The 25,695-nt window shown below is 47.2% G+C and carries 22 protein-coding genes; 13 read left to right on the top strand and 9 right to left on the bottom strand.

The window, feature by feature from the left end:
• Positions 1 to 32 precede the first annotated feature (32 nt).
• The 4 genes from AAA943_RS07785 to AAA943_RS07770 all read left to right on the top strand — a co-directional run bounded on the left by AAA943_RS07785 (position 33) and on the right by AAA943_RS07770 (position 5,443).
• Positions 33 to 743: an SAM-dependent methyltransferase gene (locus tag AAA943_RS07785; RefSeq protein WP_338223667.1), complete on the top strand. Its 711-nt coding sequence runs from the start codon at positions 33 to 35 to the stop codon at positions 741 to 743.
• Between the two features lie 3 nt (positions 744 to 746).
• Complete coding sequence (locus tag AAA943_RS07780; protein ID WP_338223666.1) at positions 747 to 1,823, top strand: dipeptidase; 1,077 nt, start codon at positions 747 to 749, stop codon at positions 1,821 to 1,823.
• A gap of 159 nt (positions 1,824 to 1,982) precedes the next feature.
• Positions 1,983 to 3,464 (top strand): MFS transporter, encoded by a 1,482-nt coding sequence (locus AAA943_RS07775; RefSeq protein WP_338223665.1) that lies wholly within the window; start codon positions 1,983 to 1,985, stop codon positions 3,462 to 3,464.
• A 23-nt stretch (positions 3,465 to 3,487) separates the two neighbouring features.
• Positions 3,488 to 5,443 carry an amylosucrase gene (locus AAA943_RS07770; protein ID WP_338223663.1) on the top strand — a complete coding sequence of 652 codons (1,956 nt, stop codon included), beginning with the start codon at positions 3,488 to 3,490 and terminating at the stop codon, positions 5,441 to 5,443.
• A gap of 293 nt (positions 5,444 to 5,736) precedes the next feature.
• Here the strand turns inward: AAA943_RS07770 and AAA943_RS07765 are convergent, their stop codons facing one another.
• Positions 5,737 to 6,762, bottom strand: coding sequence for a LacI family DNA-binding transcriptional regulator (locus tag AAA943_RS07765; RefSeq protein ID WP_338223662.1), 1,026 nt, complete (start codon positions 6,760 to 6,762; stop codon positions 5,737 to 5,739).
• 145 nt (positions 6,763 to 6,907) lie between these two features.
• Between AAA943_RS07765 and AAA943_RS07760 the strand changes: the two genes are divergently transcribed.
• From AAA943_RS07760 to AAA943_RS07730, 7 genes are all read left to right on the top strand, one after another.
• Positions 6,908 to 7,615: an orotidine 5'-phosphate decarboxylase / HUMPS family protein gene (locus AAA943_RS07760; RefSeq protein WP_338223661.1), complete on the top strand. Its 708-nt coding sequence runs from the start codon at positions 6,908 to 6,910 to the stop codon at positions 7,613 to 7,615.
• A gap of 3 nt (positions 7,616 to 7,618) precedes the next feature.
• Complete coding sequence (locus tag AAA943_RS07755; protein WP_338223660.1) at positions 7,619 to 8,662, top strand: zinc-binding dehydrogenase; 1,044 nt, start codon at positions 7,619 to 7,621, stop codon at positions 8,660 to 8,662.
• Between the two features lies 1 nt (position 8,663).
• Positions 8,664 to 9,455 carry an SDR family NAD(P)-dependent oxidoreductase gene (locus tag AAA943_RS07750; RefSeq protein WP_338223659.1) on the top strand — a complete coding sequence of 264 codons (792 nt, stop codon included), beginning with the start codon at positions 8,664 to 8,666 and terminating at the stop codon, positions 9,453 to 9,455.
• Positions 9,456 to 9,613: 158 nt separating this feature from the next.
• Positions 9,614 to 10,501, top strand: coding sequence for a sugar phosphate isomerase/epimerase family protein (locus tag AAA943_RS07745; protein WP_338223658.1), 888 nt, complete (start codon positions 9,614 to 9,616; stop codon positions 10,499 to 10,501).
• A gap of 149 nt (positions 10,502 to 10,650) precedes the next feature.
• On the top strand, positions 10,651 to 11,514 hold the full coding sequence (locus tag AAA943_RS07740) for an SMP-30/gluconolactonase/LRE family protein (RefSeq protein ID WP_338223657.1): 864 nt from the start codon (positions 10,651 to 10,653) through the stop codon (positions 11,512 to 11,514).
• 182 nt (positions 11,515 to 11,696) lie between these two features.
• Positions 11,697 to 11,822 (top strand): hypothetical protein, encoded by a 126-nt coding sequence (locus AAA943_RS07735; RefSeq protein WP_338223656.1) that lies wholly within the window; start codon positions 11,697 to 11,699, stop codon positions 11,820 to 11,822.
• Positions 11,823 to 12,004: 182 nt separating this feature from the next.
• Positions 12,005 to 12,130 (top strand): hypothetical protein, encoded by a 126-nt coding sequence (locus tag AAA943_RS07730; RefSeq protein WP_338223656.1) that lies wholly within the window; start codon positions 12,005 to 12,007, stop codon positions 12,128 to 12,130.
• A 121-nt stretch (positions 12,131 to 12,251) separates the two neighbouring features.
• Here AAA943_RS07730 and AAA943_RS07725 read toward each other — a convergent pair whose 3' ends face one another.
• The gene (locus AAA943_RS07725; RefSeq protein ID WP_338223655.1) at positions 12,252 to 13,280 is read right to left on the bottom strand and encodes a phenylalanine--tRNA ligase subunit alpha; all 1,029 of its coding nucleotides are present in this window, start codon (positions 13,278 to 13,280) and stop codon (positions 12,252 to 12,254) included.
• Between the two features lie 177 nt (positions 13,281 to 13,457).
• On the opposite strand from AAA943_RS07725, the gene AAA943_RS07720 reads away from it, so the two are divergent.
• Positions 13,458 to 14,018 carry a fasciclin domain-containing protein gene (locus tag AAA943_RS07720; protein ID WP_338223654.1) on the top strand — a complete coding sequence of 187 codons (561 nt, stop codon included), beginning with the start codon at positions 13,458 to 13,460 and terminating at the stop codon, positions 14,016 to 14,018.
• Positions 14,019 to 14,100: 82 nt separating this feature from the next.
• Here the strand turns inward: AAA943_RS07720 and AAA943_RS07715 are convergent, their stop codons facing one another.
• Positions 14,101 to 16,977, bottom strand: coding sequence for an outer membrane beta-barrel protein (locus AAA943_RS07715; RefSeq protein ID WP_338223653.1), 2,877 nt, complete (start codon positions 16,975 to 16,977; stop codon positions 14,101 to 14,103).
• A gap of 122 nt (positions 16,978 to 17,099) precedes the next feature.
• Positions 17,100 to 17,444: a bacillithiol system redox-active protein YtxJ gene (ytxJ, locus tag AAA943_RS07710; RefSeq protein ID WP_338223652.1), complete on the bottom strand. Its 345-nt coding sequence runs from the start codon at positions 17,442 to 17,444 to the stop codon at positions 17,100 to 17,102.
• A gap of 58 nt (positions 17,445 to 17,502) precedes the next feature.
• Between ytxJ and AAA943_RS07705 the strand changes: the two genes are divergently transcribed.
• On the top strand, positions 17,503 to 18,906 hold the full coding sequence (locus AAA943_RS07705; protein WP_338223651.1) for a DUF4403 family protein: 1,404 nt from the start codon (positions 17,503 to 17,505) through the stop codon (positions 18,904 to 18,906).
• Here the strand turns inward: AAA943_RS07705 and AAA943_RS07700 are convergent, their stop codons facing one another.
• The 5 genes from AAA943_RS07700 to AAA943_RS07680 form a co-directional block, all read right to left on the bottom strand.
• Complete coding sequence (locus AAA943_RS07700) at positions 18,907 to 19,470, bottom strand: 3'-5' exonuclease (RefSeq protein ID WP_338223650.1); 564 nt, start codon at positions 19,468 to 19,470, stop codon at positions 18,907 to 18,909. It lies immediately after the preceding gene.
• A gap of 104 nt (positions 19,471 to 19,574) precedes the next feature.
• Entirely contained in the window at positions 19,575 to 21,518 is a 1,944-nt protein-coding gene (locus AAA943_RS07695) for a DUF294 nucleotidyltransferase-like domain-containing protein (RefSeq protein ID WP_338223649.1), read from the bottom strand.
• Between the two features lie 243 nt (positions 21,519 to 21,761).
• Positions 21,762 to 23,654, bottom strand: coding sequence for an acetate--CoA ligase (acs, locus tag AAA943_RS07690; protein ID WP_338223648.1), 1,893 nt, complete (start codon positions 23,652 to 23,654; stop codon positions 21,762 to 21,764).
• Positions 23,655 to 23,684: 30 nt separating this feature from the next.
• The gene (locus AAA943_RS07685; protein ID WP_338223647.1) at positions 23,685 to 25,370 is read right to left on the bottom strand and encodes a sodium:solute symporter family protein; all 1,686 of its coding nucleotides are present in this window, start codon (positions 25,368 to 25,370) and stop codon (positions 23,685 to 23,687) included.
• A 1-nt stretch (position 25,371) separates the two neighbouring features.
• The gene (locus AAA943_RS07680) at positions 25,372 to 25,635 is read right to left on the bottom strand and encodes a DUF4212 domain-containing protein (protein ID WP_338223646.1); all 264 of its coding nucleotides are present in this window, start codon (positions 25,633 to 25,635) and stop codon (positions 25,372 to 25,374) included.
• Positions 25,636 to 25,695: the final 60 nt, after the last annotated feature.

Below are 25,695 nucleotides of genomic sequence, written 5' to 3'. Positions count from 1 at the left end.
AACTTTCGCCCCCATTGTCTCTTTCTGATAAAATGCCCAAAGGAAAACTTTTCTTAATACCCAATGTCTTAGCCGAAAACACGGCCCATTGGGTGATTTCGCCCCAAGTACAAGATGTCATCGCCCATACCAAGATCTTTTTGGTCGAAAATCCCCGCTCTGCCAGACGCTATATTTCAAGCTTGAAGCTTGGAGTGAATCTGGAAGAAGTGCACATGGAGGTGTTGGATAAAGGCACTCCGCCTGAATCGATCAATAGACTGATGCAGCCACTCATGAATGGAGCAGATATCGGGGTGATCTCAGAGGCGGGCTGTCCGGGGATCGCAGACCCCGGAGCCATGGCTGTGGCCTATGCCCATCTAAAGGGAATTCAGGTTGTGCCGATCTCCGGGCCAAGTTCCATGTTTTTGGCATTGATGGGTTCCGGATTCAACGGGCAATCTTTTGCTTTCCACGGCTATTTACCCATTGATAAAAAGGAAAGAGCTACAGCTTTGAAAAGATTGGAGGCCGAATCTATTCGGGAGAAACGCGCCCAGATTTTTATGGAAACACCCTTCCGAAATAACCAATTGCTGGAAGACCTCCTATCGACTTTGGCTCCTCAAACCAAGCTTTGCATCGCCAAAAATCTTACCGCGGCGGATGAAATGATCCAAACCAAGACCGTCACAGACTGGAAAAACCATCCCGTCGACCTGCATAAAATCCCTACTGTTTTTGTCCTTCAAGCCTTCTAAGCCATGTTTACCATAGACGCGCACCTCGATCTGAGTATGAATGCCCTTGAGTGGAATCGGGACCTCACCCGACCTGTCGCCGAGATCAATGCCCGGGAAAAAGGCCTGACAGACAAACCCGACCGAGGCAATGCTACCGTCTCTCTTCCTGAGCTGCGCAAAGGAAATATCGGGCTGGTAGTGGCGACACAGATCGCCCGATTCGTGGCACCGGAAAATCCTCTTCCGGGTTGGCACTCTCCCGAACAGGCTTGGGCTCAGACTCAAGGTCAATTGGCTTGGTATCAAGCCATGGTAGAAAAAGGAGAAATGACCCAAATCCGAAACTGGGCCGAGTTGGAAGCCCACTTAGCTCACTGGAATCAGGGTGAAGACAAAAGCGAAAAGCCGGTGGGATTTATCCTTTCACTCGAGGGAGCTGATTCGATTGTGAATCTCGATTACCTGGAAAAAGCCTATGAAAGCGGCCTCCGGGCTTTGGGACCAGCACATTATGGACCGGGACGCTATGCTTTTGGGACAGATTCTTCCTCGCCTTTGATTCAGCAAGGAAAAGACTTGGTGAAAAAAATGGATGAGCTCGGGATCATCTTGGATGCTACTCACCTCTGTGATTTGGCATTTTGGGATGCTTTGGAGATTTATCAGGGACCAGTATGGGCCAGTCACAACAACTGTCGGGCGCTGGTGGATCATAACCGGCAGTTTTCCGACGAGATGATCAAAGCCTTAATCGATCGGGGTGCAGTGATCGGAGGAGCCTTCGATGCCTGGATGCTAAGCCCGGGTTGGGAGAGAGGTAAAAGCACTCCGAAAGAGCGGAATGTGACTATCTCAACCGTATTGGATCATCTGGACCACATATGTCAGATTGCCGGCAATGCCAATCATATCGGGATAGGATCGGATCTGGATGGGGCTTTTGGCAGGGAGCAATCTCCTTACGATTTAGAGACAATAGCAGATTTGCAAAAAATCCCTGACTTGCTTAGAAAGAGGGGCTATGTCGAGACAGATGTGGAAAAGGTAATGCATGGGAATTGGTTAACCTTTTTGGAGAAAGCATGGAAAAATGGATGAATATTTTTTGAAAAAAATATGAAGGAAATCAAACGATTTCCTTGGGGTTTTTGAAGAAAAATGCCCGTTTTATGCTATTTAAGCCATTTTTTACCGAGCTTTTCTTCCTATTTTTTATAGCCCAAAGCCCAATAAAGGCATCAAAACCCAATTAACCTCATGCAAAAACCCAAACTCTCCTTTTCCCAAATTATCAACATGAACGTTGGGTTTTTTGGGATTCAATACAGCTTTGGTCTCCAGCAAAGTGCTGTCAACCCGATCTATGACATGCTGGGTGCTGCACCTGACGAAATTCCGATTTTGAATCTTGCCGGTCCCATGACCGGACTTTTGATCCAGCCAATCATCGGTGCGCTCAGCGACAGTACTTGGAGCGATAAATACGGCCGGAGAAAGCCTTACTTTTTTATCGGGGCTTTGATGTGCAGTATTTGTCTCTTTTTCTATCCCTTCAGCAGCACGTTATGGATGGCAGCAGGATTACTTTGGGTCCTGGACGCAGCTAACAATACGGCCATGGAGCCTTATCGAGCCTTGATTGCCGATTCGCTTCCCGAGGAGCAGTATGGACAGGGCTTTTTGACCCAAAGCTTCTTCACCGGTTTGGGGATCACCCTGGCCAACCTTTCCCTTTTTGTCTTTCAGATTTTCTTCAAAGGCACCATCGGTTCGCTGCCGATGTGGGTCTACGCTTCTTTCTTTCTCGGCACGGTCTGCTCCATCACTTCGGTCCTGTGGAGTATTTCCAAAACGCCCGAGTACCCTCCTTCTCCGGAGGAATTGGCTGCTCTGAAGGAGCGGAACAAAGGAATGCCCCATCCTGCCATCCAGTTTTTTCTTTCTATCCTCACCACACTGATTGCTTATCTGGTCTTTTTCCTTCTGTTGATCCCCTCGATTTTTGACCGAAAGATCATCCGAAAGACGATCCATTGGGCAGAAAATAATCCGACTACGAAAGTGCTCTTTGCCCAAAATCTGGAAATCATCGAATCCATCATCCACATGCCTTCGGTGATGTGGAAGCTGGCCCTGGTCTATCTATTCCAGTGGTATGCCTTGTTTTGCTATTGGCAGAATGCCGCCAAATCCATCGCACTCTCCGTTTGGGATGCCACACCGGCCAGCGATCCTGCCAAGTATGAGGAAGCGGTAGGCTGGACTGGATTGGTCAATGGATGGTACAATATCGTCACCTTCCTGTCCGCCTTCTTTTTGGTAGGGATGGCTAAAAGATTTGGTCCCAAAACGGTTCATTTCCTTTGTCTCATCATGGCGGGACTGGGGCTGATTGCTTTCCCGATGATAGAGAATAAATACCTGCTCTTTGCTCCTATGACCGGATTTGGCATTGCTTGGGCCAGTATGATGGGTGTACCGTATTTGCTCGTGGTCAATGAAATTCCCAAGGAGCGCTATGGCGTCTACATGGGCATCATCAACATGATGATCGTGATCCCGATGATTCTTCAGACCCTGACCTTCGGTTTTATTTCCAAAAATTTCCTCGCAAATGATGCGGGAATGGCGATTTCTTTTGCGGGTGTCTTACTTCTGATCGCAGCCGCAGCCACTTTGCTCATCAAGGAAAATAAAAATATCGACCCTGAGGAGGTGATCGTCTCCTCCGGCCATTAAAATTTCAAAACACGCTCACCCACATGTACCCTGAATCTTTACTTGCTCAGCTTTTCCAGGAGATTTTTCTGGAAAAAGGAATTGATGAGAAAAAAGACCGAAACTTCATCCAAACCCTAAACGAGCATTTGCCGAAAATCCATCGGCTCTACGGAGAAATCTATGCAGCTCATCCGGAAGGGGAAAGTCAATTTAAGTCATTGGTGAAAGTGCTGGTTGAGGCCTATCAATCAAGGGAAAAAGGACTTCGCAAAAGGGATGAGGAAAAAGCCAAAACAGGGACTTGGTTTCTAAGCAATCAGCTGGCAGGGATGAGCTTGTATGTGGATCGGTTTGCGGGAAATTTGAAAACTATGCCGTCCAAACTTCCTCATTTGGAAGAGCTCGGGGTGAATTTTCTTCACTTGATGCCGGTATTTGAAAGTCCGCAAGGCGAAAGTGACGGAGGCTATGCAGTTTCGGATTTTCGAAAGGTGGATCCCCGTTTCGGAACTCTGGAGGAACTGATTTCCCTGCGAAAAAAAATGCACAGCAAAGGGATGTATCTGATGCTCGATATTGTGCTCAACCACACCTCTCATCACCACGAATGGGCCCAAAAAGCCAAAGGAGGGGATTCCTACTACCAAGACTTTTTCTACGCCTATGGGCACCGCTCCATCCCGGATGAGTTTGAGCGGGATATGCCGGAGATTTTCCCGGAGAGTGCTCCCGGAAATTTTACCTGGAATGAGGAGATGGGCAAATGGGTAATGACTGTTTTTCATCGCTATCAGTGGGACTTGAATTATACCAATCCCCATGTTTTTCGGGCGATGCTAGAAAATGTACTTTTTTATGGAAATCTCGGGGTGGATTTGCTCCGGATAGATGCCCCGGCATTTATCTGGAAGCAGCTAGGTACTTCCTGCCAAAATCTCCCTCAGGCCCATACCCTTCTCCGATTGATCAAGCAATGCGTGCAGGTGGCTACTCCGGGCATGGCGATTTTGGGTGAAGCGATCGTGGCTCCAAAGGAAATCATGAAGTACTTTGGTACGGGAGAGTTCATCGCTCAGGAATGCGACTTTGCCTATAATGCCACCCAAATGGCCTTGCAATGGGACATGTTAGCCTCAGGTGAGACCCAAGTCATGCTTGCCGCCCAACACCAAATTCTCCAAAAACCCTATGGAACTTCCTGGATTACCTATACCCGCTGCCATGACGATATTGGATTGGGCTACGACGACTACATGATCGCGCAGGCAGGTAAAGACCCCTATGTGCATCGAAAGTTTCTCAAGGACTACTTCTCTTTCTCCGGAGATCAATGGATGAGTCCGGCGAGGGGGGCGCTGTTTTCTTCCAATCCCAAAACAGGAGATGCGCGGATTTCCGGAACCCTGGCTTCCCTCTGCGGATTGGAAAAAGCCCTGATCGAAGGCAATGAACCTGCCATAGACCAAAGCATCCAAAAAATTCTGATGATGCAGGCGCATTCCATTTTCCTGGGAGGCTTACCTATGCTTTTCTATGGGGACGAAGTCGGCTACACCAATGACTACAGCTACCAAAATGATCCAGGGAAAAGCTACGACAACCGCTGGATGCACCGTCCGGTAATTGACTGGGAAAAAGTCAGCCGAAAAAACGAAAATGGAACGGTGGAGAATCGGATTTTTTCCGGAACCAAAAGATTGCTTCAAATCCGAAAAAGCCATGAACTATTCAGCGATCTGAGCAATATCTCCTGGATGAGCCCGCACAATATTCATGTAGCGGGCTTTGTCCGGCGAATGGGGAATGCGCGGATGTATTGTCTGTTCAACTTTTCCGACAAGGCTGCCTATTTGACTTGGTATGCTTTCCGTGAGCTGGGAGAGGGGTCGGCTAGACTTTGGGATCATTGGACTGAATCCGAGGTGGAGGTGGGGCCTGATCACGAATACTTGATCTTAGAGCCGTATGGGTTTAGGGTTTTGGAACCGAAAGCCTAAAAAGAGGATGACATTCCCCCATTTAGCATTTTGCGGTTCTCTTTCTCTTCGTTCTTTTGGCTTGACCCAAAAGAACCAAAAGGTCAAGACGCAGCAAAGCTCCCACCGCACAAGGCCGAACGCTGGCCCGCTGCTGCGTCAGCCCCCGCGCCCATCTAAACTGAGTCTTGTACTCAAAAAAGTCATCAAATACCAAATGCAAAAACAATGTTGTGATATTAGAAAAAACTCTGTGGGGTCCTTTTTGAATGTTTATTACTCGAGCTGACACTGATATGAATCATTCTTAATTTTCAGCTTTTCATCGAAGAACCACGGATGACCAATTCAGTTTTCACTTCCATGGTTTCATTGGTGCCCAATTCTTGCTTTTTCAGGAGATCAATAAGGATTTCTGCAGCTTTACTGCCCATTTGGGTTCCAAACTGATCTACTGAGCTCAGTGAAGGACTGGTATACTCAGAAAGCATCCAATTGCTGAAGCCCATCAAGCCGATTTGCTGAGGGATTTGATAGTCGGAGGATTTTAGGTAATTCATCGCTCCCAATGCGACCAAGTCCGTAATGCAAAAAATGGCATCTGGCTTTTCTTCCGATTCCATCAACTCTTGGGTAAAATCAAAACCTTCCTTTTCGGAAATATCAAAGCAGTTTTTCACCCAAGCTTCATTGAATTCCAGTCCATGGTCTTTGAGGGCTTTTTTATAGCCTAGAAATCGCTCATGGGCATTTTTTACTTCCATCCGTCCGCTCAGATGGGCAATTTTGCGATAGCCCTGCCGGATCAGATGGCTGACTGCCTGATAGGCTCCCTGAAAATCATCTACCTCAATTTTCGGCCCTTCCAGTTGGTCAGTGATTTTGTCAAACTGAACCACAGGTTTGCCCTCATCCAAAAAGGCCTGAAGATGCTCTGCTTCTTTGGTTTCATTGGAAACCGAGATCAACAATCCGTCCACGCCCATACCCAAAAGGTGCTGACTCGCCAAAATTTCGTCCTTCAATAGATCATATGACTGAGCCAATAAAATACTGTAGCCATTTTTTTTGGCAGTTTCCATGGCCCCGCTGATCGTGGTGGAGAAAAAATGATGGACAATATGAGGGACAATCATACCGATGATGGAGGTCCGGTTTTTCCGAAAGTTGACAGCGATGGGATTAGGGACATAATTGTGCCTTTCCGCGTAGTCTTTCACCAGCTGTATGGTTTCTTCGGAAAGAGAAGGATATCCGTTCAATGCTCTGGAAACTGTAGACGGGGAAAGATTCAATGCTTTGGCAATGTCTTTCAGGGTAGTTCGGCGTTTGTCGGACATGGGGAGGTTAGTTTGGGTTAGGGAATTTATCAGAATCTGCGATTAAATCGATAAACTTTATGGAAATGGTCTTCTGACCGGCTTATCGGGATGCTTCTGGGGGCAAAAAATTTTATATTGAGATTCAACTCCAAACCCAAAACCTATGCGACCCATTGTCCAGATCTCTTTGGACTTAACCAATATCGATGAAGCACTAGAAACGGCAGAAATGGCGCTCCGAGCTGGGGTGGACTGGCTGGAAGCTGGCACTCCACTCATTCTCGCCGAAGGCCTTCACGGTGTCCGAAAACTCAGAGAAGCCTTTCCTAGGATTCCCATCGTTGCTGATTTGAAAACTATGGATGGGGGCTATCTCGAGGCCGAAATGATGGCCAAAGCCGGTGCTACCCATGTGGTAGTCATGGCTCGAGCCCATGCGGAAACGATAAAATGTGTGGTCAAAGCAGGAAAAGACTTTGGCGTACAAGTCATGGGCGACAATATGGTCTGTCCGGATATGGTGGAGGGAGCCAAATTTTTGGAAGATCTGGGTTGTGATTATGTGATTCACCATATCGGCTACGATGAGCGGCGGGGAATTGCTGCCGCAGGACACCGCATGCCAAGTCCACTCGATCAACTTCGCGAAGTGGTAGCTGCAGTCAATATCCCTGTGCAGGCGGTGGGAGGACTTTCCCTTGAGCAGGCGATCCAATGCCCGCAATATGGAGCACCACTGGTAGTATTAGGCGCTCCGCTGACCATCGATGCCGATTCTTTCAAGACTGCAGACGGAGACCTTGAAGCTTCCCTTCGAATGATCTGCGAAGCTATCCATGCCCAAACCCCTGTTTTCCCCTCTAAATCCTAAACCATGTCCAGCACCAAAATACCCGCAGTAGTCAACTATTCCGAGCAAAAGCATTCGGTAGAAATCCGTGAAATCCCGGTGCCTGAAATCGGGGAGGAAGATATCCTTTTGGAAGTCGAAAATGTCGGTGTCTGTGGATCTGACCTTCATCAGTGGACATCCGACCACAGTTGGCCGGTGAATTATCCCGTCGTTTTGGGCCATGAATTTGGCGGAAAAATCGCCAAGTTGGGGTCTAGGGTTTCTGGTTGGAAACTCGGTGATCGGGTCGTGTCGGAGACTGCAGCCGTGATCGATTCACTCAATCCCATGAGCAAAGTCGGACTCTACAATTTAGACCCAACCCGAAAAGGCTTCGGCTATGGAGTCAACGGGGCCATGACCCGATTTGTACGGGTGCCGTCAAGATGCTTACATAGCGTTCCCGAGAATCTATCCTTTGAAGAAGCCTGCCTGACCGAACCCTGTTGTGTCGCTTTCAATGCCTTGGTGGGTAATTCCCACATCAAACCCGGAGATCGGGTAGTCGTAATCGGTCCCGGGACGATCGGGATTCTATGTGCCGCAGTGGCCAGACTTTGCGGAGCGGAAGTAGCTGTTTTGGGATTGGAAGCGGACCGTGGGAGACTGGAAATTGCAAAAAATGCCTACGGTTGTGATCCTCTTATCGGAGATGATGCTGCTGAGGCTTGGGCACGAAAGCGTGATGGATTGGGTGCCGACCTGATCGTGGATGCGGCAGGACATAGTATTACTCTCAAGACAGCAATGAAGCTGGTGAGACCAAACGGGCAGATCACCAAAGTAGGTTGGGGGCCACAGCCTTTGAATTTTTCCATTGATCCTATTGTGCAGAAAAATGTGCGTCTGCAGGGCAGCTTCAGTCATAACTGGCCGATTTGGGAGCGGGTGATTGCTTTGCTGGCAAGCGGGGCCTTGAATGTCAAACCGATCATTGGAGGCGTTTGGTCAATCACCGAATGGCATGAAGCTTTTGAAAAAATGCATACCGGACAAATTGTAAAAGCGGTTTTAAAACCTGTTTAATATGCGACTCAAAGACAAAGTCATTATCGTCACTGGAAGTACCACGGGAATAGGAAAAGCCATCGCCAAACGTTGTGCGGCCGAGGGAGCAAAAGTCGTCCTTCATGGATTGGAACAGTACTTAGGAGAAGAAGTAGAAGAAGAGATTGGATCCGACCAAGCGGTATTCCACTGTGAAGACATCACCACCGAAACTTGCCCAGAAAATCTTGTGAATCTCGCTGTGAAAAGGTTTGGAAAACTCGATGCCGTCGTCAATAATGCAGCTTGGGTCATCGCTTCAGATATCCACAATACAGATCGGGCCTTTTTCCAAAAAGTATTGGATATCAATACTATTTCGCCTTTTCTGCTGATCCAAAAGGCACTGCCCGAACTGATCAAAACCCGTGGATCCGTACTCAATATCGGCTCAATCAACGCCTGGAGCGGAGAACCCAATCTGCTTGCCTATTCTGTTTCCAAAGGTGCCATCATGACCTTGACCGGAAATCTGGGAGATTCCCTGATGCGGGAATACGGGATACGGGTCAACCAAATCAATCCGGGTTGGGTGCTGACGGAGCGTGAAAAAGAACGCAAAAAGGAGCATGGACTTTCTGAAACTTGGTACGAGGATTTGCCTGCCATCATTGCTCCATCGGGGAGGATTCTTTCGCCAGAAGAGATTGCAGCGGCTTGTATTTTCTTCCTTTCGGACGAAAGCGGCCCCGTATCAGGACAAGTGCTCACCTTGGAGCAGCATCCGATGATCGGACGAAACCTACCCAAAGACAACAAGACCTTTAAATAAAAATGCAAATTCCTTTCTTTTCAAGCGGGAGAACTCAAGAGGTGAATTTAGTCCTGAAATCTAATTTGATCCCCTCTTCCGTCTCCGGTCTTCCATCGGGTTTAGAAAGAAAATCCAACTTCTGAAAGAATAGCTAAAATTCAAACAAATAACCCACCATGCCCAAATTAGCCGCCTTTCCCAAGGCCTTTATGCAGCAGCTCTGCAAGGATGGGAGTATGAAAATCGCCGATTGGGTGAAATTGGCTGCCCCACTTCAGCTCGATGGGCTGGAGTGGTATGCCGGATTTTTGGAAATGGCCGATGAAAAAAACTGGCCCAAATTCCGCCGGATGGTTGAAAACGAGGGTATGGTCATCCCCATGATGTGCTGCTCGCCGGATTTTACCCATCGGGATAAAGCTTTTCGTGATAAGGAAATCCAAAAACAGCGACGCTGGATCGATATGACTGATGAACTTGGCGGGAAATATTGCCGAGTGCTTTCCGGTCAGTATCGACCGGAGCTTTCCGTGGAGGAAGGGATCCAACTGGCAAAGGAATGTATCGAAGCCTGTCTTCCTTATGCCCAAAGTCTTGGAATCACCCTGATTATCGAAAATCACTACAAAGACGATTTCTGGGAATATCAGGAATTTGCGCAGAAGCGTTCCATTTTCACCCGATTGGTCAAGTCGATTCACCATCCCAATTTTGGAGTGAATTACGATCCGAGCAATGCGTTTCTGGCGGGGGAAGATCCTTTGGATTTGCTCTACGATGTATCTGAAAGAGTGCTAACCATGCATGCCAGTGATCGATTTTTAAAATACGGCACAATTGAAGATTTGCGAAAAGTAGAAGGTGGTGCCGTTGGGTATGCGAAAATGCTCAGCCATGGAGAAATCGGCAAGGGAATGAATGATTACGATGCGATCTTCACTGAGCTCAAGCGAGTCGGCTTTGACAACTGGATCAGCATCGAAGATGGCGTGGACGGAATGGATCAACTGGAGCGCAGCGTGGCGTTTTTGAAGAAGAAGATTGGGCAGTACTGGCATAAATGATTTACGAGGAACGATGCTTCGACTTCGCTCAGCACAAGTTTACGATTTACGATATCTTTTCTTCAAGTTGACCTTGTCTTAAGCTGGAATCCTTAGTGTTCTATAAATTTTCAAATCTTTCAATTTTCCAATATTTCAATCCAAACACCATGAAATCCATCACGAGTCAATGTTTTTTGGGCGAAGGCCCGCTTTGGATTGCCAATCTCGGCTGTTTCTTTTGGGTAGATATCGAAATGGGCAACCTGCATTGCTATCATTTAGCCTCTGAAAAGCTGGAAATCCGGCATTTTCCAAACCGCCTGGCGGTGGTCTTGGAAGGACAAAATGGAAAGCTGATTTTGGGTTTGGATCGGAGGCTGGTTCGGTACGATTGGGATAAGGAGGTGATCGAAGAGCTTTGTGAAGTTGAATCAGACCTGGCTTTGAATCGCTTCAATGATGGCAAAGTCGATCCTCAAGGTAGAATCTGGATCGGGACGCTGAGTAGGCTTTTTACCGAAGGTGCGGGTTCCTTGTATCGAATTGGAACGGATCTAAAACCTCAAATCCAATTGCAAAACCTGACCATTTCCAATGGAATGGCCTGGACCGTTGATCAAAGGACGTATTACTTTATCGACACCCCAACCAAGAATATCCATGAGTTTGCCTTTGATCCGGAGTCGGGAGCCATTGAATTTCGACGAATTGCCGTCGAGATTCCGGAGGGATTGGGCTTCCCGGATGGGATGTGCATTGATCGGGAAGGAATGCTTTGGGTGGCGCATTATGCGGGTTCGGGCGTGTACCGATGGAATCCAAAAACAGGGAAACTTTTGGACAAAATCGAACTTCCAGCTCCCCATGTCACCTCCTGCTGCTTTGGGGGAGAAAATCTGGATCTGATGCTGATTACCACTGCTCAGGAAAATCTGACAGGGGATGATTTGGAAAAGTATCCGCAGAGCGGAGATGTGTTTTTGGTAAACGTAGAGGTCGGGGGATTGGAGTCAAATCGGGCAGAGATTTAATTTTTCTCACGGATAGCACAGATTTTCACAGATGAAAAATTTGAAATAAATCATCTGTGTTCATCCGTGTAATCTGTGAGCAATAAAAAAAGCCAATCTTTCGACTGGCTTCTCGTTTGGTCCAAATCAGGAGACTTGAACCAATTCGGTCCTGCTGCTTTGGGGGAGAAAATCTGGATCTGATGCTGATCACCACTGCTCAGGAAAACCTGTCAGGGGATGATTTGGAAAAGTATCCGCAGAGCGGAGATGTGTTTTTGGTAAACGTAGAGGTCGGGGGATTGGAGTCAAATCGGGCAGAGATTTAATTTTTCTCACGGATAGCACAGATTTTCACAGATGAAAAATTTGAAATAAATCATCTGTGTTCATCCGTGTAATCTGTGAGCAATAAAAAAAGCCAATCTTTCAACTGGCTTCTCGTTTGGTCCAAATCAGGAGACTTGAACCAATTCGGTCCTGCTGCTTTGGGGGAGAAAATCTGGATCTGATGCTGATCACCACTGCTCAGGAAAACCTGTCAGGGGATGATTTGGAAAAGTATCCGCAGAGCGGAGATGTGTTTTTGGTAAACGTAGAGGTCGGGGGATTGGAGTCAAATCGGGCAGAGATTTAATTTTTCTCACGGATAGCACAGATTTTCACAGATGAAAAATTTGAAATAAATCATCTGTGTTCATCCGTGTAATCTGTGAGCAATAAAAAAAGCCAATCTTTCGACTGGCTTCTCAACTTTTCTATAACAATGGCCTAAACTGCCTCAGGAATCGTACATCATTTTCCGTGAAGAGCCGCAAGTCCTTGATCTGATACTTCAGCATCGCAATCCGTTCGATTCCCATCCCAAAGGCAAAGCCGGTGTATTTCTTGGAGTCAATTCCGCAGTTTTCCAATACGTTGGGATCCACCATTCCCGATCCTCCGATCTCTACCCAACCGCTTCCTTTGCAGACATTGCAGCCTTTTCCTCCGCAGATCAGGCAGGAAATATCGATCTCTGCGCTTGGTTCTGTAAAAGGGAAGAAAGAAGGACGGAATCGCACTTTGGTCTCCTTGCCAAACATCTCCTTGGCAAAGTGGTACAAGGTATTTTTCAAATCGGCGAAACCCACATTTTCATCCACATAGAGTCCTTCTACCTGATGGAAGATGCAGTGCGCACGTGCAGAAATCGCTTCGTTTCGGTAAACTCTCCCTGGTGAAAGTGTGCGGATTGGCGGTTTTTGGTTTTCCATCACGCGAACCTGTACCGAAGAAGTATGCGTTCTCAGCGCGATGTCAGGATTCTTTTCTATAAAAAAGGTATCCTGCATTTCCCGAGCCGGATGGTTTTCAGGAAAATTCAACGCGGTGAAGTTGTGCCAGTCATCCTCGATCTCCGGTCCTTCGGATAGGTTGAACCCGATGCGCTCAAAGATATCGATGATGCGCTGACGTGTCGCTGTAAGCGGATGAATACCTCCCAAAGACTGATTGGACGGGGGCAAAGTCAAGTCCAAATCCGCACTTTTCGCCTTTTTGTTTGCAGAATTGACTTTTTCAATCAACTCTTGAAACTTAGCTTCAGCAAGCTGCTTGACACCATTGATCAGCTGTCCATAGGCTCGCTTTTCCTCATTGGGGATTTGTCCCATGGCAGCAAAGAGCTCTCCCACCACACTTTTCTTGGAAATATATTCCATTCGGTAGGCTTCCAGTTCATCCGGGGTAGTAGCATCCGCAGCAGCAATGGCGGCTTTGATCGCGTCGATTCTTTCCTGACTCATGCGTTGATAATCTTGAAGGCACAAAGCTACCATTTTTGAGCTTTTTTGGGCAAAGGTCCCTGTGGGATGTCCAAGCTATCCCGGCAATTCTTTCAATTTTTTTTATAAAGCGTAAAATCCAAGTTCGTTTTCGGCTGCGTAAGTGCTTCCAAATTCGAAACCAAAACAAATCAAATCATGAACAAACTATTTAAAATGGCTTTTGCAGCCTTCGTTTTTCTTTCAGCAAATGTGGCTTTTGCCCAAATGGAAAAAACCGTGGAAGTAGGCGGTGCTCCGATGTATCCTTCCAAAAACATTGTGGAGAACGCAGTGAACTCTGCTGACCACACCACTTTGGTTGCGGCTGTAAAAGCAGCAGGATTGGTGGAAACGCTTCAGGGAAAAGGTCCTTTCACTGTTTTTGCTCCTGAAAACTCTGCCTTTGCCAAGCTTCCTGCGGGGACGGTGGAAACCCTTCTAAAGCCTGAAAACAAAGGTCAATTGACTGCAGTGCTGACTTACCATGTAGTAGCGGGAAAAATGGGTTCTAAGGACATCGCTGACGCGATCAAAAAAGGAAACGGAAAAGCTGTCCTGACCACGGTACAGGGCGGAAAACTGACTGCTTGGATGAAGGGCAAAGATCTTTATATCACCGATGAAAACGGTGGTCAGTCCAAAGTAACCATCGCAGATGTATGGCAGTCTAATGGGGTGATCCATTCGGTGGACACGGTGGTGCTTCCTAAGATGTAAACTAAATATTAAGGAGTAAAAAAGCCGCTTGATATTTCTTTCAGGCGGCTTTTAAGCTTTCTCACTTTTGCTTTCTAAATTTTTACCAAGTCCTTCCTCCTGAGGGTCTGCTCATCTGCCAAGGCTGCTGAGGAGTCTCGGGTTCCTTGAAATTGCCGATAATGTAGGTGAAAGTCAGCATCCCGTATCGGGTCAGTACGTTGGTGAAGACATCGGTTACTGCCACGTCGGAGACCGTTCGGCTGATGCTGTTGTTCTGATTGAGCAAGTCAAAGATGACCACTTTCAGCTCGGCTTTGTTGTTTTTGGCAAAGCGGTATCCCCCTTCGATATTCCATAGCCAAAAGCTTTGATTGAATCCATCAGAAAGCCCTCGGAAAAAGGTGTGACCGATGTTGTTACCGACAAAAAGCTTTCCGTTGTTAGGCGAATAGTAGAGTCGGAGGCTGGATTCCTGCTGATAGAAGTTGTTGTCCAAGTCCTGCTGCAGGCTTGAATTCACGATGTTGTAGGTACCGGTGACCTGCAGGGTAAAGTCAAAATTCTTGCTGATGTTTGAGCTGAAAGTCACCCCTTCGCTCAGGGAAAGGTTGTCATTCAAGTTGAGTTCCCCATTGATAATCCCCGGAATCCTGTTGAAAGTCACTCGGGTGTTGGTGTTGAAATTGGTTTTGACCTTTTTGATTGGAGCCCCATAGGTCAGGAAGAAGGTAGTTCTCCAGTTGCCGTCCAGATTGACCGGCTGGGAAATCTGTCCTCCCGGTCTTAGCAAAACTTCCCCGTTGATCAGCGTGTCCTGAGCGGTGATAAAGGTGTTGTTGCCGATGAAATCACTCGTAGCGGAGTAATTCAAGAACATAAACAAGGTTTGGGATTTTTCCAGATTGATCTTGCTGATGTTGGCGAAGATGTTGTGATTGAAGCTTTGTCCGAGTTCAGGATTACCTACTCTCAGGTTGAGCGGATTTTGGTTATTGACCACATTCTGAAGCTCAGTTACACTGGGTTCATCGGTATCGGTCCGGTAACGGACTCTCCAGGAAAATCCGGTCTCCCGGTTTCTGAAATTAATGTTTGCGCTGGGCAGGAAGTTGTTGAAATCCCGCTTGAATACCCCGGATTCAGGGAAAAAGGCCTGATTGTCCAAGCGTGCATTTTGGTAGTCCAGATTCAGATTGACACTGTATCCGCCTTTGTTGTAGGCATAGCCGGATCTCAGTCTTTGGGTGATGAATTTGTTGTCAAATTCATTGGAAAGGGCTGTATCCAGCACCGGTCTTCGCTCATCATCCAGGACGAAAGTCTTTTGGTCGGCCCGGGTTTTGTTGTTGCCAATTTGGTAGCCGAAGGTTCCGATGGAGTTTTCTCCCAGTTTTTCCGTAAAGGTCAGATTGATACGATAGTTGAAACCGTCGTTGAGCGCAAATGTCTCCTGTAGTGTGGTATCCAGCCTGTTTCTCTGGAAGTCCCTACTTGCTGCCAAGAGATCGGAAGTTTGGTCCCGATCGTTCCAGGCAGTGAAAATTTCCGTCGAAAGGGTTCTTCCCGGCTTGTCAAACTTGTATCGATAGGTCAGGTTATTGGAAATATTCAAGGCCTGGGTTTCCGCATTGCTGATCGACCGCAGTGCAGACAGGGAATCTCCCGTGCTAGCTGTAGTCAAGGCATCCCGGTCGCTGAAGGTTTGGTTGTTTTGGAAAGAAATGCTGGGAGTCAGGATGATTGAATTTTTCTCATTGATATCTGCTTCAATCCGTGCATTGGCCCGATGGTTGAAATTATCCACGGTATTGATCAGACTTTCCTGATAAAACTGCCGAATATCCTCATTCACTACCGTTTCCCGGTTGGTGATTTGCTGTAGGGCATTGGTGGTATTGTTGAAGAAATAGCTTCCGGTGAAGTTGACTTTTTTGCCCCATTTGTCGGAGTAGTTGAGTCCCAGAGAATTGGTGGATACAATTCCATTCTCATTCCCCACAAAGAAGTTATTGTTTCCTCCTCCGCCCCAACGGCCACCACCTCCACCACCACCTCCGGGTCTCCTTCCTCCACCTCCGGAGGCATTGGCATTGACTCCCGCCAGGTCTTGACTGGAGAAGTTTTGCTGGTTGATGTTGTTAAACAAGCCCAAGATAGATAGGCGCTGATCTCCTTTGAACAGGTTGATGCTTCCTCCTGCAGAGTACCGATCATCTGTACCATAGCCTCCATAGACTCGGCCGAAGGATCCGTTTTTCCGGTCTTCTCTCAGAATGATATTGATTGTTTTGGTGTAGTTCCCGTCATCAAATCCCGTCAGTCGGCTTTGGTCGGATCGTTGATCAAGCACTTCCACCCGGTCGATGGCGTCTGCGGGTAGGTTTCTGAGGGCAATACTGGGATCATTCCCGAAAAACTCCCGTCCGTCTACCAGAATCCGCTGCACATTTTCGCCTTGAGCCTGCAGTTGTCCTCCCTGCATGGTGATGCCTGGCATTTTGCGGATCAGATCTTCGGCTTGGGCGTTTTCCTGGGTTTTGAATGCATTGGCATTGAAAGAGGTCGTGTCCCCTCTTTGTTCTCCCACTACACTTACTCCCTCAATGACCACCTCGCCAAGCACCTTGGCGTCTTCCAGAAGGACGAGTTCTCCCAAATCCATCGGATCTCTGAAGGTATTGACTTGGGAAATGGTTTTGTATCCCAAAAAGGAGATCTCGACCTTTACCTGGGGTACTCTTGGTCTTTCGATCTCGAAGCCCCCATCTGCTCCGGACACTGTCCCGCGAAGCAAGGAGTCAGTCATTGTTTTGATCAGGACATTGGCCCCGATCATCGGGGTTTTGGCCACACCGTCAATGACTTTTCCGGTCAGTTTCCGTACTTGCTGAGGCTGATCCGCAGGCCGTTGCGCGTTGGCTGAAAAATTCAGCAAAAAGCTTAGAATCAGGACACTAAATAAGTATTGTTTTTTCATAGATATGCAAAGTTCCTACTTTGACCTATCTGATGAATGAAAGGTTTAACCCCTTTTTTGACAAAAAATTGGAACGGAAAATCTAGGGGATAAATGGTTGAATACGGCTATTGAACTGCTGATTAGGACCTGGAGATTTCAGCCATAATTTCCGGATAGGAGATTCCAAAATGGCTGTTGTCATACACCGCCTCTCCTTTTCGGATTAGAACTACCTGCGGGCTTTGGTGGGGAACACCAAAAACAACTTCGATCTGATCTGATAGGTCCCGATATGCGATCAAGTCCAAATAGAAAGGCTCTACCTTTTCTTTGTCCTCCTCTTTCCAATTGCGTAGCAAACGATCCAAAGACATACTGCTAATCGAGCAGCGGGTGCTGTGCTTGAAAATCAACACCGGCTTTTCATAGCTCAGCGCTTTGATTTGCTCAATTTGCGAAGGGTGGGTAAGTTTATTCCAATTCATTTTCTCTCAATCCTTACTTTTGGGGCAATTCTTGTAGGGTGAAATTAGTTCCATTTGGATGAAACAGATGATTAGATTGAGCAAAACGCGTGAATTTTTGGGATTTTTTCTGGGGATACTATGGGTAATTTCCGGCTGCAAAAGTTTGGACCCCACTGCTACCCCTCCATCTCCGGCAGTACCCAATGCGTATTCCCGGGTCAATGTCCCCTTGGAGATTCCTTTTGAGACGCTGAGTCAGTTGGTCAATCAACGGATTCCTCCGGTTTTGTTTGCCGAAGAAGGCTTGGATTTGGGTAGCGGTGTTCGGGGAGATTTGAGTTTTTCCCGGGATGGGTGGATTCAGGTCAGAGGGGTGGATTCTTCCCAATTGGAGTTGACCGTGCCGCTAAATGTCACCGGAGAGGTGGGCCTTAAGCCGGGAGGACTTAGGAACCTTTTTCAGAATAAAATACCGATCAATCAATCTCTGAGTCCTGTTTTTCTGGTTGATCCCCAAGTCTATCCCAATTGGGCTTTGGGCGTATCTGATTTTCACTTGCTTGATTTGGGTGGGAAAATGGGACTCAGTATCATGGGTTTGGAAGTGGATTTGAGTCCCCTCATCCAAAAGGAAGTCAGTGCTTTTGCTACTGAGAAGCTGGTGGGGAAGAAGGATCTTTTGCAGCTTAAACCGATCGTGGATCAAGCGTGGACTGAGGCTGGGAAGCCCGTCTTTGTGGATTTGCTGGGAAAGGAAATGGCCTTTTCAATTCAACCCGATTCTGTCAAAATCCACGAGAAAGTCGATGTAGAGCGGGGTTATCAGCTATTCCTTGGGCTAAGCGGGAAGGTCAATCCTCATCCGGCCGCAGCAGCGCCTTCCAGGGCATTTCCTCTGCCTCCTCTTTCGGAAAATTCGAGGCAGGACAATTTCCTTGAAATTAGGGTTCCTTTCTTCTTAAGCTATCCTGAACTCAATGAGTTACTGGACAGTAATTTTGAAAATCAGCGCATCCGGATCAGCAAGTCAGCCTACTTTATCCCAAGTGATTTCCAGACTCAAGCCTTTGGTGAGAAGTTGGGGATTTGGATGGATTTTGTGGCGGTGGGAAAAGGGGATAAAGAAATCACAGGTAGCCTCTTTTTGGTAGGGAAGCCGGATTTTGACCCAGGGGAAAAGGCGTTGATCTTCCGGGATGTGGACTTCTATCTGGAAAGTGACAGCGGCAAGGCAAAGCTGGGAGCGAAGCTAAAAAGAGGAAAAATAATCCGTCAGCTTAATTCCAAAATGAGATTCCCCTTGGAAGAAACCTTTGCCATGGGTCTCGCAGGAATCGAGAATCGACTGGGATTGCAAACTCCGATAGCGGACTTGAAAGTGGTGGGCTTGGAAATGGCTCCTGAGGGATTTTATCCCGGAAAGCTTGGGTTGAGCATTCACCTCACTGCCAAGGGAGAGGTAGACGTCCGCTGGAAGTAGCTAGCGGATGAGTTTGGAAAAGGTGTCAATCCCCTTTTTTTCTGCCAAAATCAATAATTTCTGAAGTAATTGAGCGGTCAAAAATGCATCTCCCGAAGCCGTATGTCTATCGTCGGTCTCAATTCCAAACCGTTGACAAAGGCTGTCCAGGCTGTAATCTTCAGCTTTGATCCGCGAATAGTCTGCCAAGGGACCATGGTCGAGGCGCATGCATAGGCTCAGCGTATCCAGCACAGGATTGGGGACATGGCCAAGTCCAAAAGGGCGATACACCTGCAGAAGTATTTCCAAGTCAAATTGGATGTGGTGGCCGACCAAAATGGAATTCCCCAGAATGGAGAGGGTTTTTTCTGCAAATTCCTCCTGGCTTAGTGCTTGTCCGGCGCTCAGGATCCCGTGAATCCTTATCGCCGGGCCTATGGGAAAGTCTTGTTTAAGGCGGAGTTCTAAGCTTTCCGATACCTGTATTTTCCTGTTTTTGATTCTTATTGCCCCAAAAGAAATCAGTTGATCCTTTTTTGGGTCTAAGCCGGTCGTTTCGGTATCCAGGACCAGGAACTCCATTTGGTCCAAAGAACGTATTCCTGGGATCTTTTGGGTATTTTTCTCCAGGAACTCTTGAACGAAATGGGGTTTTTTCGGTTCACTTTTCCAAAATTTCCACCAGCTCATCTTCTGAAATAGTCTAGCTGAAAACGGATTTCTACGATCTGTTGAAGTTCAGCAATGGGAGAAAAGGTGTTTTTCAGCAATTGCCGCTGTAGTTTGCCAAGAGATTTAGGGTTCAAAAACCGTCCACTGTTGCCTTGCTGCAGTCCTTCCAGAGCGCGCATGCGCATTAGGATTTCGTAGGCGGTTCCTGCCTGAGTGAAGAGATCGGTGTAGTTGGGCTCTAACTCAGCTAGCTTTTCGAATCGATGAAAAGTATTGTTGATCCCGACTACTTCATGACTGAGGATGAGTAGTCTGGCCAGATCAGTCAGGGGCATCATGGCGCGCGCTTTGATGTCAAATCGATCCCGATGTTCGCCAGATTTTTCCACTACAAAATCCTTGAAGAATCCTAGTGGCGGAGGGGTGTTGAGTGCATTTTGACCCAGGAAACCCAGGAAAGATTTGTGCTTTCGGATTTCTTGGAAGATATGCTGAGAAAGCTCTTCTGCCAGCGATGGATTCCCTGTGACAGCGCGGAAATCAAAGAAAATGGAGGATTTGAGCAGGGCTTCCGGGGTAGGGGTCACGATCCACTGACTGAAGTAGGACTTCCAAACCGAAAGGGGCTGAACCCAATCAGGATTGTTGGCCATGATTTTGGCAGGGCAGGATTCAAATCCACAGGCCAGCAAGGCTTCGATCACCGATTCGCCCAATCGAAAGAAGTAAGATTTTGCTTTTTCCTGAAGCTCTTTTGGGACGTCCTCGAAGACGATGGCATTGTCCAAGTCTGTTCTGAGGAGCTGCTCTTCTCTTCCTTCGCTTCCCAGAGAAAGGAAGGTGAATTTGATTTCTGGCAAATCCGGAAACTCAATTTTCAGCTGTAGTTGAGACCATTTCACCGCCTTTTTGATGATCACATCGTTGATCTCGGTCATCACAGAAGCCACGAAGTCCATCGCCACTTCATTTTCCAGATAATACTTCAGCATGGCTTCAGCCCTATCACGAATCCCACGCATCTCTGAAACTTCCTTGGCATTGATCAGTGCGTGGATGAGGATAGCGGGGCTGTTGCCCATGGACAGGAAGATATCATGGTCAGAAATCAATCCTTTCACCTCAGATTGGTCCGTCCCATCTTCGGTGAGGACGAGATGGTGGAGTTGATTTCGGATCATGGTCAGGTAGAGGTTGGAGAAATGCTCTCTCCTTTTCCGAGTAATTACCGGGCTGGTCATTATTTTTTGGACTGGGCTTGATGGGTCTAAATTTTTGGCCAAAACCCGGGTTCTCAAGTCCTTGTCTGTTACTATTCCCAATGGAAAGTGGTTTGAATCACAGACTACAATACTGCTCACCTGGACCTCTGTCATCAGACCGGCCGCTTGCTGTATAGACCATTCAGGCGAACAAGTCAAAACCTTTTCGGTGATTTTAAGGGAAGATTCATCGGTAAAGATCAGTAAGGAATGGTCATTGGAAGGAGAGCGAAGTTCATTTCTGGCCTTTTGACCCTGAGAGAGATCTTGCCTTACTACAACCTGACCTGCTGCAAATCCAGCAGCAAAGAAAAGAGCAACTCTGCTGTTCTTTTCGAGAATTTTTTCAAAAATGGCTACAGGAATGGCATAGATTAGGCTGTTTTCGATGATCTTGGCAGTGAGCAGATACGGCCTTTTTCCCAAAAGAGCCAAAACTCCAAACACATCCCCTTCATCGCAAACTTCCCTGATTTCCTCACCTTTTGGAGAAGTCTCCACCAAGTGTACCGTTCCCTCTTTTAAAACATAAAAATTGGGTCGGGCAGGTTCTCCTTGATGGAAGAAAATCCGATCCTTTTCCAGGTAATGAATTTCAACCTGTCCAGCCACAAGAAAAAGCTCCTCCTTTTCCAAAAATGAAAAAGGAGGGAATCTTTTGAGAAATTCGGCGACTCGGTTGACAATGACATTCATAGTAGAGGCAAGAGGCTAGATGCGAGAATCACGAGGTAAGATGCTAGACAAAAGACATTATATTGAAGATTAAAGTATTAGGTTCAGCTTTTACTTGGCACTTTTTGTCTTTTTCATTTAATCCTTTTGAGCACAACCGAAATCTGCTGTTTGAGCTTTTCCAAAGTTCGAAACTTTGGAAAAGCTTCGGCAGTCAGTTCTTCCAAGGTCTAGCGTCTTGTGTCTTGAGTCTAAAATCTATTTTTACTTTCTTCCTTCAATGATTTTCTCAACCACCTCTGGATCAAGCAGCGTAGAGGTATCTCCCATGGAATCAAGCGCGCCTTCGGCTACTTTTCTCAGGATTCGACGCATGATTTTTCCGGATCGGGTTTTTGGTAGTCCAGGCACAATCTGAATTTTGTCCGGCTTGGCAATAGGCCCGATGATTTTGGATACCGTGTCTTTGATTTCATTGATCAGGTTATCCTCCGTCCTGTTGCTCATATCGCAGATCACATAGGCATAGATGCCTTGGCCTTTGACTTCGTGAGGAAAACCCACCACTGCTGATTCGATGACTTTTGGGTGCTCGTTGATTGCGTTTTCCACTTCGGCAGTACCCATGCGATGTCCTGAGACGTTGATTACGTCGTCGACTCGGCCCAGAATACGGTAATATCCATCGTGGTCCCTTTTGACTCCGTCTCCGGTGAAGTACATGTTTTTGTAGGTAGAAAAATAGGTCTGTCGGCATCGCTCATGATCCCCATAGGTGGTTCTGATCATGGATGGCCAGGGGAATTTGATGCAAAGATTGCCCTCCACGCCGTTGCCAGTAAGTTCATTTCCTTCGCTGTCTACGATACAGAGCTGAATCCCGGGCAGAGGAAGTGTGGCGTAAGCAGGCTTGGTCGGAGTGATTCCCGCCAGGGGAGAGACCATAATCCCGCCCGTTTCAGTCTGCCACCAAGTATCTACAATCGGGCATTTTCCCTTCCCGATATGGGTATGATACCAGTGCCAAGCCTCCTCGTTGATTGGCTCCCCTACGGAGCCTAAGACTTTCAGTGAGCTCAGATCATAACCTTCAATCGGTTCGGTACCAAAGGCCTGCAGCGCCCGGATGGCAGTCGGGGCAGTGTAAAACTGATTCACCTTATGCTTTTCCACAATAGCCCAGAAGCGTCCCGCATCCGGATAGGTAGGCACTCCCTCAAACATTACCGTGGTAGCCCCAGCCAAAAGCGGTCCATAGACGATGTAGGAGTGTCCTGTAATCCAGCCGATATCAGCCGTGCACCAATACACATCTCCAGGAGAGTATTGGAAGACATTTTCGAAAGAGTATTTGGTATAGACCATATAGCCTGCAGTAGTGTGGACCACGCCTTTAGGCTTACCGGTGGATCCTGAGGTATAAAGGATAAAGAGCATGTCCTCGGCATCCATTACTTCGGCTTTGTTGGTAGAAGAAACTCCCTCGATGACCTCGTGCCACCAGAAGTCTCTTTTTGGAGTTATGAAGACTTCCTGTCCTGTGCGTTTGTATACAATGACTGTTTCCACGGGTGCTTTTTCCAAAGCCTCATCCACGACAGCTTTGACTCCGATCTTTTTATTCCCGCGGAAATTTCCATCGGAGGTTAAGATCACTTTTGCCTTACAGTCCAAGATTCGATCAGCCAGAGAAGTGCTGGAAAATCCTGCAAAAACCACAGAATGGACTGCTCCAATTCGTGCGCAGGCGAGCATGGCAATAGCAGCCTCAGGGATCATGGGCATATAGATAATTACCCGGTCGCCCTTTTGAACTCCTTTGGCCTTGAGAGCATTGGCAAATCTTCCCACTTCCTCAAAAAGCTCGCGATAGGTAATCGTCCGGCTGGCTTCATGGGGATCATTGGGTTCCCAGATGATTGCAGGCGTTTCTCCTAAGGTAAATAGCTGTTTTTCGAAGATATTTTCGGTGATATTCAGTTTGCCCCCTTCAAACCACCGGACATCGGGTTCCTGAAAGTTCCATTTCAGCGTTTTGGTCCAGCGTTTTCTCCAGAAAAATGAGTCAGCAATCCGAGACCAGAATTCTTCCGGCTGGGCAATGCTTTTTTGGTATTCGTATAGATACCCGCTCAGGGTGTGCAGTCTGTCGCTCATGGCAAATTGGGTTTTGGAATAGGGATAAAGTTAATGATCATGGGCCTGTCCGGCACCTTTTGGGATTCTTATTTCCTGAATCAAGTCCTGTACATGGCCTGGAGGTGGAGGGGTAAGCTTGGAAATCAAATAGCAACAGCTAAAGTTGATCAGCATACCAATCGTTCCGATACCCTCGGGTGAAATTCCCCACCACCAATAGCTAGGATTGTTTTGATCGGGAGATATAAACTTAAAATAACTGATATAAATCAAGGTGAAAACCAGCCCTGCAATCATACCTGTAATGGCACCTTCTTTATTGGTTCGAGTGGAAAAAATCCCCAAAATGATCACCGGAAAAAAAGAAGCAGCGGCTAGGCCAAAGGCAAAGGCGACCACTTCAGCCACAAAGCCAGGAGGATTTACCCCAAAATACCCAGCCAAAATCACCGCCCCGGCTGCTGCCAATCTTGCTATTCTCAATTCTTTTTTTTCTGAAATCTCAGGTTTGAAGGTCTTCACCAAATCCCTGGAAACAGAGGTAGAAATCACCAAAAGCAATCCTGCGGCCGTGGAAAGCGCAGCTGCCATTGCTCCTGCTGCTACCAATCCTACTACCCAATTGGGCAATTCGGCTATTTCCGGACTAGCCAATACCATGATGTCTTTATCTATGCTGAGTTCGTTGGATTCTTGGTTGGCGCTGTATTGAACCCGTCCGTCTTTGTTTTTGTCTTCGATCGTGATCAGATTGGTTTTTTGCCAAGTTTGAACCCAGGCTGGCAGATCCTCAATCTTTTTTTCCGAGGTGGACTGTATGGTATTGAAAATTCCGAATGCGGCTACAGCAGGAGCAGTAGTGTAAAGAATGGCAATAAAGGCCAAGGCATAGCCCGCCGAAAGTCGGGCATCCTTTACTTTGGGGACGGTGAAAAATCGAACGATCACGTGAGGCAGTCCGGCAGTTCCTACCATCAGGGCCAAGGTGATCATGAAAATATCAGTTATACTTTTTCTCCCGGAAGTGTATTCAGCAAAACCCAAATCAGCTAGAATTCCGTCTAATTTTTGCAAAAGAGGAACCCCGTCTTCTAAAGTTCCTCCCAATCCGAGCTGTGGGATTGGATTGCCGGTCAGTTGAATGGAAATAAAAATTGCAGGGACCATGTAGGCAAAAATCAAAACACAATACTGGGCGACTTGGGTATAAGTAATCCCTTTCATCCCTCCCAAAACAGCATAAAAAAAGACGATACACATGCCGATCACTACCCCCCATTCGATCGGCACCTCCAAATATCGGGAGAATACAATGCCCACCCCGCGCATCTGTCCGGCTACATAAGTGAAGGAGATAAAAAGAGCACAGATCACAGCCACTACCCGAGCTTTGTGGGAATAATAGCGGTCTCCAACGAAGTCGGGAACGGTAAACTTTCCGAATTTTCGGAGATAGGGAGCCAAAAGGAGAGCAAGAAGCACATAGCCTCCTGTCCATCCCATCAGGTATACCGATCCATCATAGCCGGCAAAGGAAATCAACCCTGCCATCGATATGAAAGAGGCAGCGGACATCCAGTCTGCGGCCGTGGCCATGCCGTTGGCTAAGGGTGATACTCCTCCTCCTGCTATGTAAAATTCTTTGGTAGACCCTGCTCGGGTCCAAATCGCAATTCCTATATACAAGGCAAAACTTAGCCCCACAAGAAGATAGGTCCAGGTCAATATCTCCATGTCAATCTTCGTTTACGCCAAATTCCCGATCTAGTTTATTCATTCGGATCACGTAGAGGAAAATCAGAAGAATGAAGGTGAATAAGGAACCTTGCTGCGCAAACCAAAAGCCTAGGGGATAACCTCCCAACTTAAATTGGTTTAGGAAGTCTGTAAGGAATATTCCGCACCCGAATGAGACAGCGAACCAGACGGAGAGTAGCAGCACTAAGGTTTGCAGGTTTTTTTTCCAATAGGCTGAATTTTTTGATTGAATTTTGTTCATTTTTTCAAGCATTTAGGATAAAAAATGCCGTTGGACCTGAGTTTCGCCGGATTTTCTATC

Source organism: Algoriphagus confluentis (genome assembly GCF_036245625.1).
Taxonomy (GTDB): domain Bacteria; phylum Bacteroidota; class Bacteroidia; order Cytophagales; family Cyclobacteriaceae; genus Algoriphagus; species Algoriphagus confluentis.
This window is presented reverse-complemented; position numbering and strand designations above follow the sequence as displayed.

What these genes read in the sequence shown, in the direction of transcription:
- AAA943_RS07785 (WP_338223667.1), top strand. Translation starts at nt 33, where the DNA reads ATGCCCAAAGGAAAACTTTTCTTAATACCCAATGTCTTAGCCGAAAAC.
- AAA943_RS07780 (WP_338223666.1), top strand. Translation starts at nt 747, where the DNA reads ATGTTTACCATAGACGCGCACCTCGATCTGAGTATGAATGCCCTTGAG.
- AAA943_RS07775 (WP_338223665.1), top strand. Translation starts at nt 1,983, where the DNA reads ATGCAAAAACCCAAACTCTCCTTTTCCCAAATTATCAACATGAACGTT.
- AAA943_RS07770 (WP_338223663.1), top strand. Translation starts at nt 3,488, where the DNA reads ATGTACCCTGAATCTTTACTTGCTCAGCTTTTCCAGGAGATTTTTCTG.
- AAA943_RS07765 (WP_338223662.1), bottom strand. Translation starts at nt 6,762, where the DNA reads ATGTCCGACAAACGCCGAACTACCCTGAAAGACATTGCCAAAGCATTG.
- AAA943_RS07760 (WP_338223661.1), top strand. Translation starts at nt 6,908, where the DNA reads ATGCGACCCATTGTCCAGATCTCTTTGGACTTAACCAATATCGATGAA.
- AAA943_RS07755 (WP_338223660.1), top strand. Translation starts at nt 7,619, where the DNA reads ATGTCCAGCACCAAAATACCCGCAGTAGTCAACTATTCCGAGCAAAAG.
- AAA943_RS07750 (WP_338223659.1), top strand. Translation starts at nt 8,664, where the DNA reads ATGCGACTCAAAGACAAAGTCATTATCGTCACTGGAAGTACCACGGGA.
- AAA943_RS07745 (WP_338223658.1), top strand. Translation starts at nt 9,614, where the DNA reads ATGCCCAAATTAGCCGCCTTTCCCAAGGCCTTTATGCAGCAGCTCTGC.
- AAA943_RS07740 (WP_338223657.1), top strand. Translation starts at nt 10,651, where the DNA reads ATGAAATCCATCACGAGTCAATGTTTTTTGGGCGAAGGCCCGCTTTGG.
- AAA943_RS07735 (WP_338223656.1), top strand. Translation starts at nt 11,697, where the DNA reads ATGCTGATCACCACTGCTCAGGAAAACCTGTCAGGGGATGATTTGGAA.
- AAA943_RS07730 (WP_338223656.1), top strand. Translation starts at nt 12,005, where the DNA reads ATGCTGATCACCACTGCTCAGGAAAACCTGTCAGGGGATGATTTGGAA.
- AAA943_RS07725 (WP_338223655.1), bottom strand. Translation starts at nt 13,280, where the DNA reads ATGAGTCAGGAAAGAATCGACGCGATCAAAGCCGCCATTGCTGCTGCG.
- AAA943_RS07720 (WP_338223654.1), top strand. Translation starts at nt 13,458, where the DNA reads ATGAACAAACTATTTAAAATGGCTTTTGCAGCCTTCGTTTTTCTTTCA.
- AAA943_RS07715 (WP_338223653.1), bottom strand. Translation starts at nt 16,977, where the DNA reads ATGAAAAAACAATACTTATTTAGTGTCCTGATTCTAAGCTTTTTGCTG.
- ytxJ (WP_338223652.1), bottom strand. Translation starts at nt 17,444, where the DNA reads ATGAATTGGAATAAACTTACCCACCCTTCGCAAATTGAGCAAATCAAA.
- AAA943_RS07705 (WP_338223651.1), top strand. Translation starts at nt 17,503, where the DNA reads ATGAAACAGATGATTAGATTGAGCAAAACGCGTGAATTTTTGGGATTT.
- AAA943_RS07700 (WP_338223650.1), bottom strand. Translation starts at nt 19,470, where the DNA reads ATGGAGTTCCTGGTCCTGGATACCGAAACGACCGGCTTAGACCCAAAA.
- AAA943_RS07695 (WP_338223649.1), bottom strand. Translation starts at nt 21,518, where the DNA reads ATGAATGTCATTGTCAACCGAGTCGCCGAATTTCTCAAAAGATTCCCT.
- acs (WP_338223648.1), bottom strand. Translation starts at nt 23,654, where the DNA reads ATGAGCGACAGACTGCACACCCTGAGCGGGTATCTATACGAATACCAA.
- AAA943_RS07685 (WP_338223647.1), bottom strand. Translation starts at nt 25,370, where the DNA reads ATGGAGATATTGACCTGGACCTATCTTCTTGTGGGGCTAAGTTTTGCC.
- AAA943_RS07680 (WP_338223646.1), bottom strand. Translation starts at nt 25,635, where the DNA reads ATGAACAAAATTCAATCAAAAAATTCAGCCTATTGGAAAAAAAACCTG.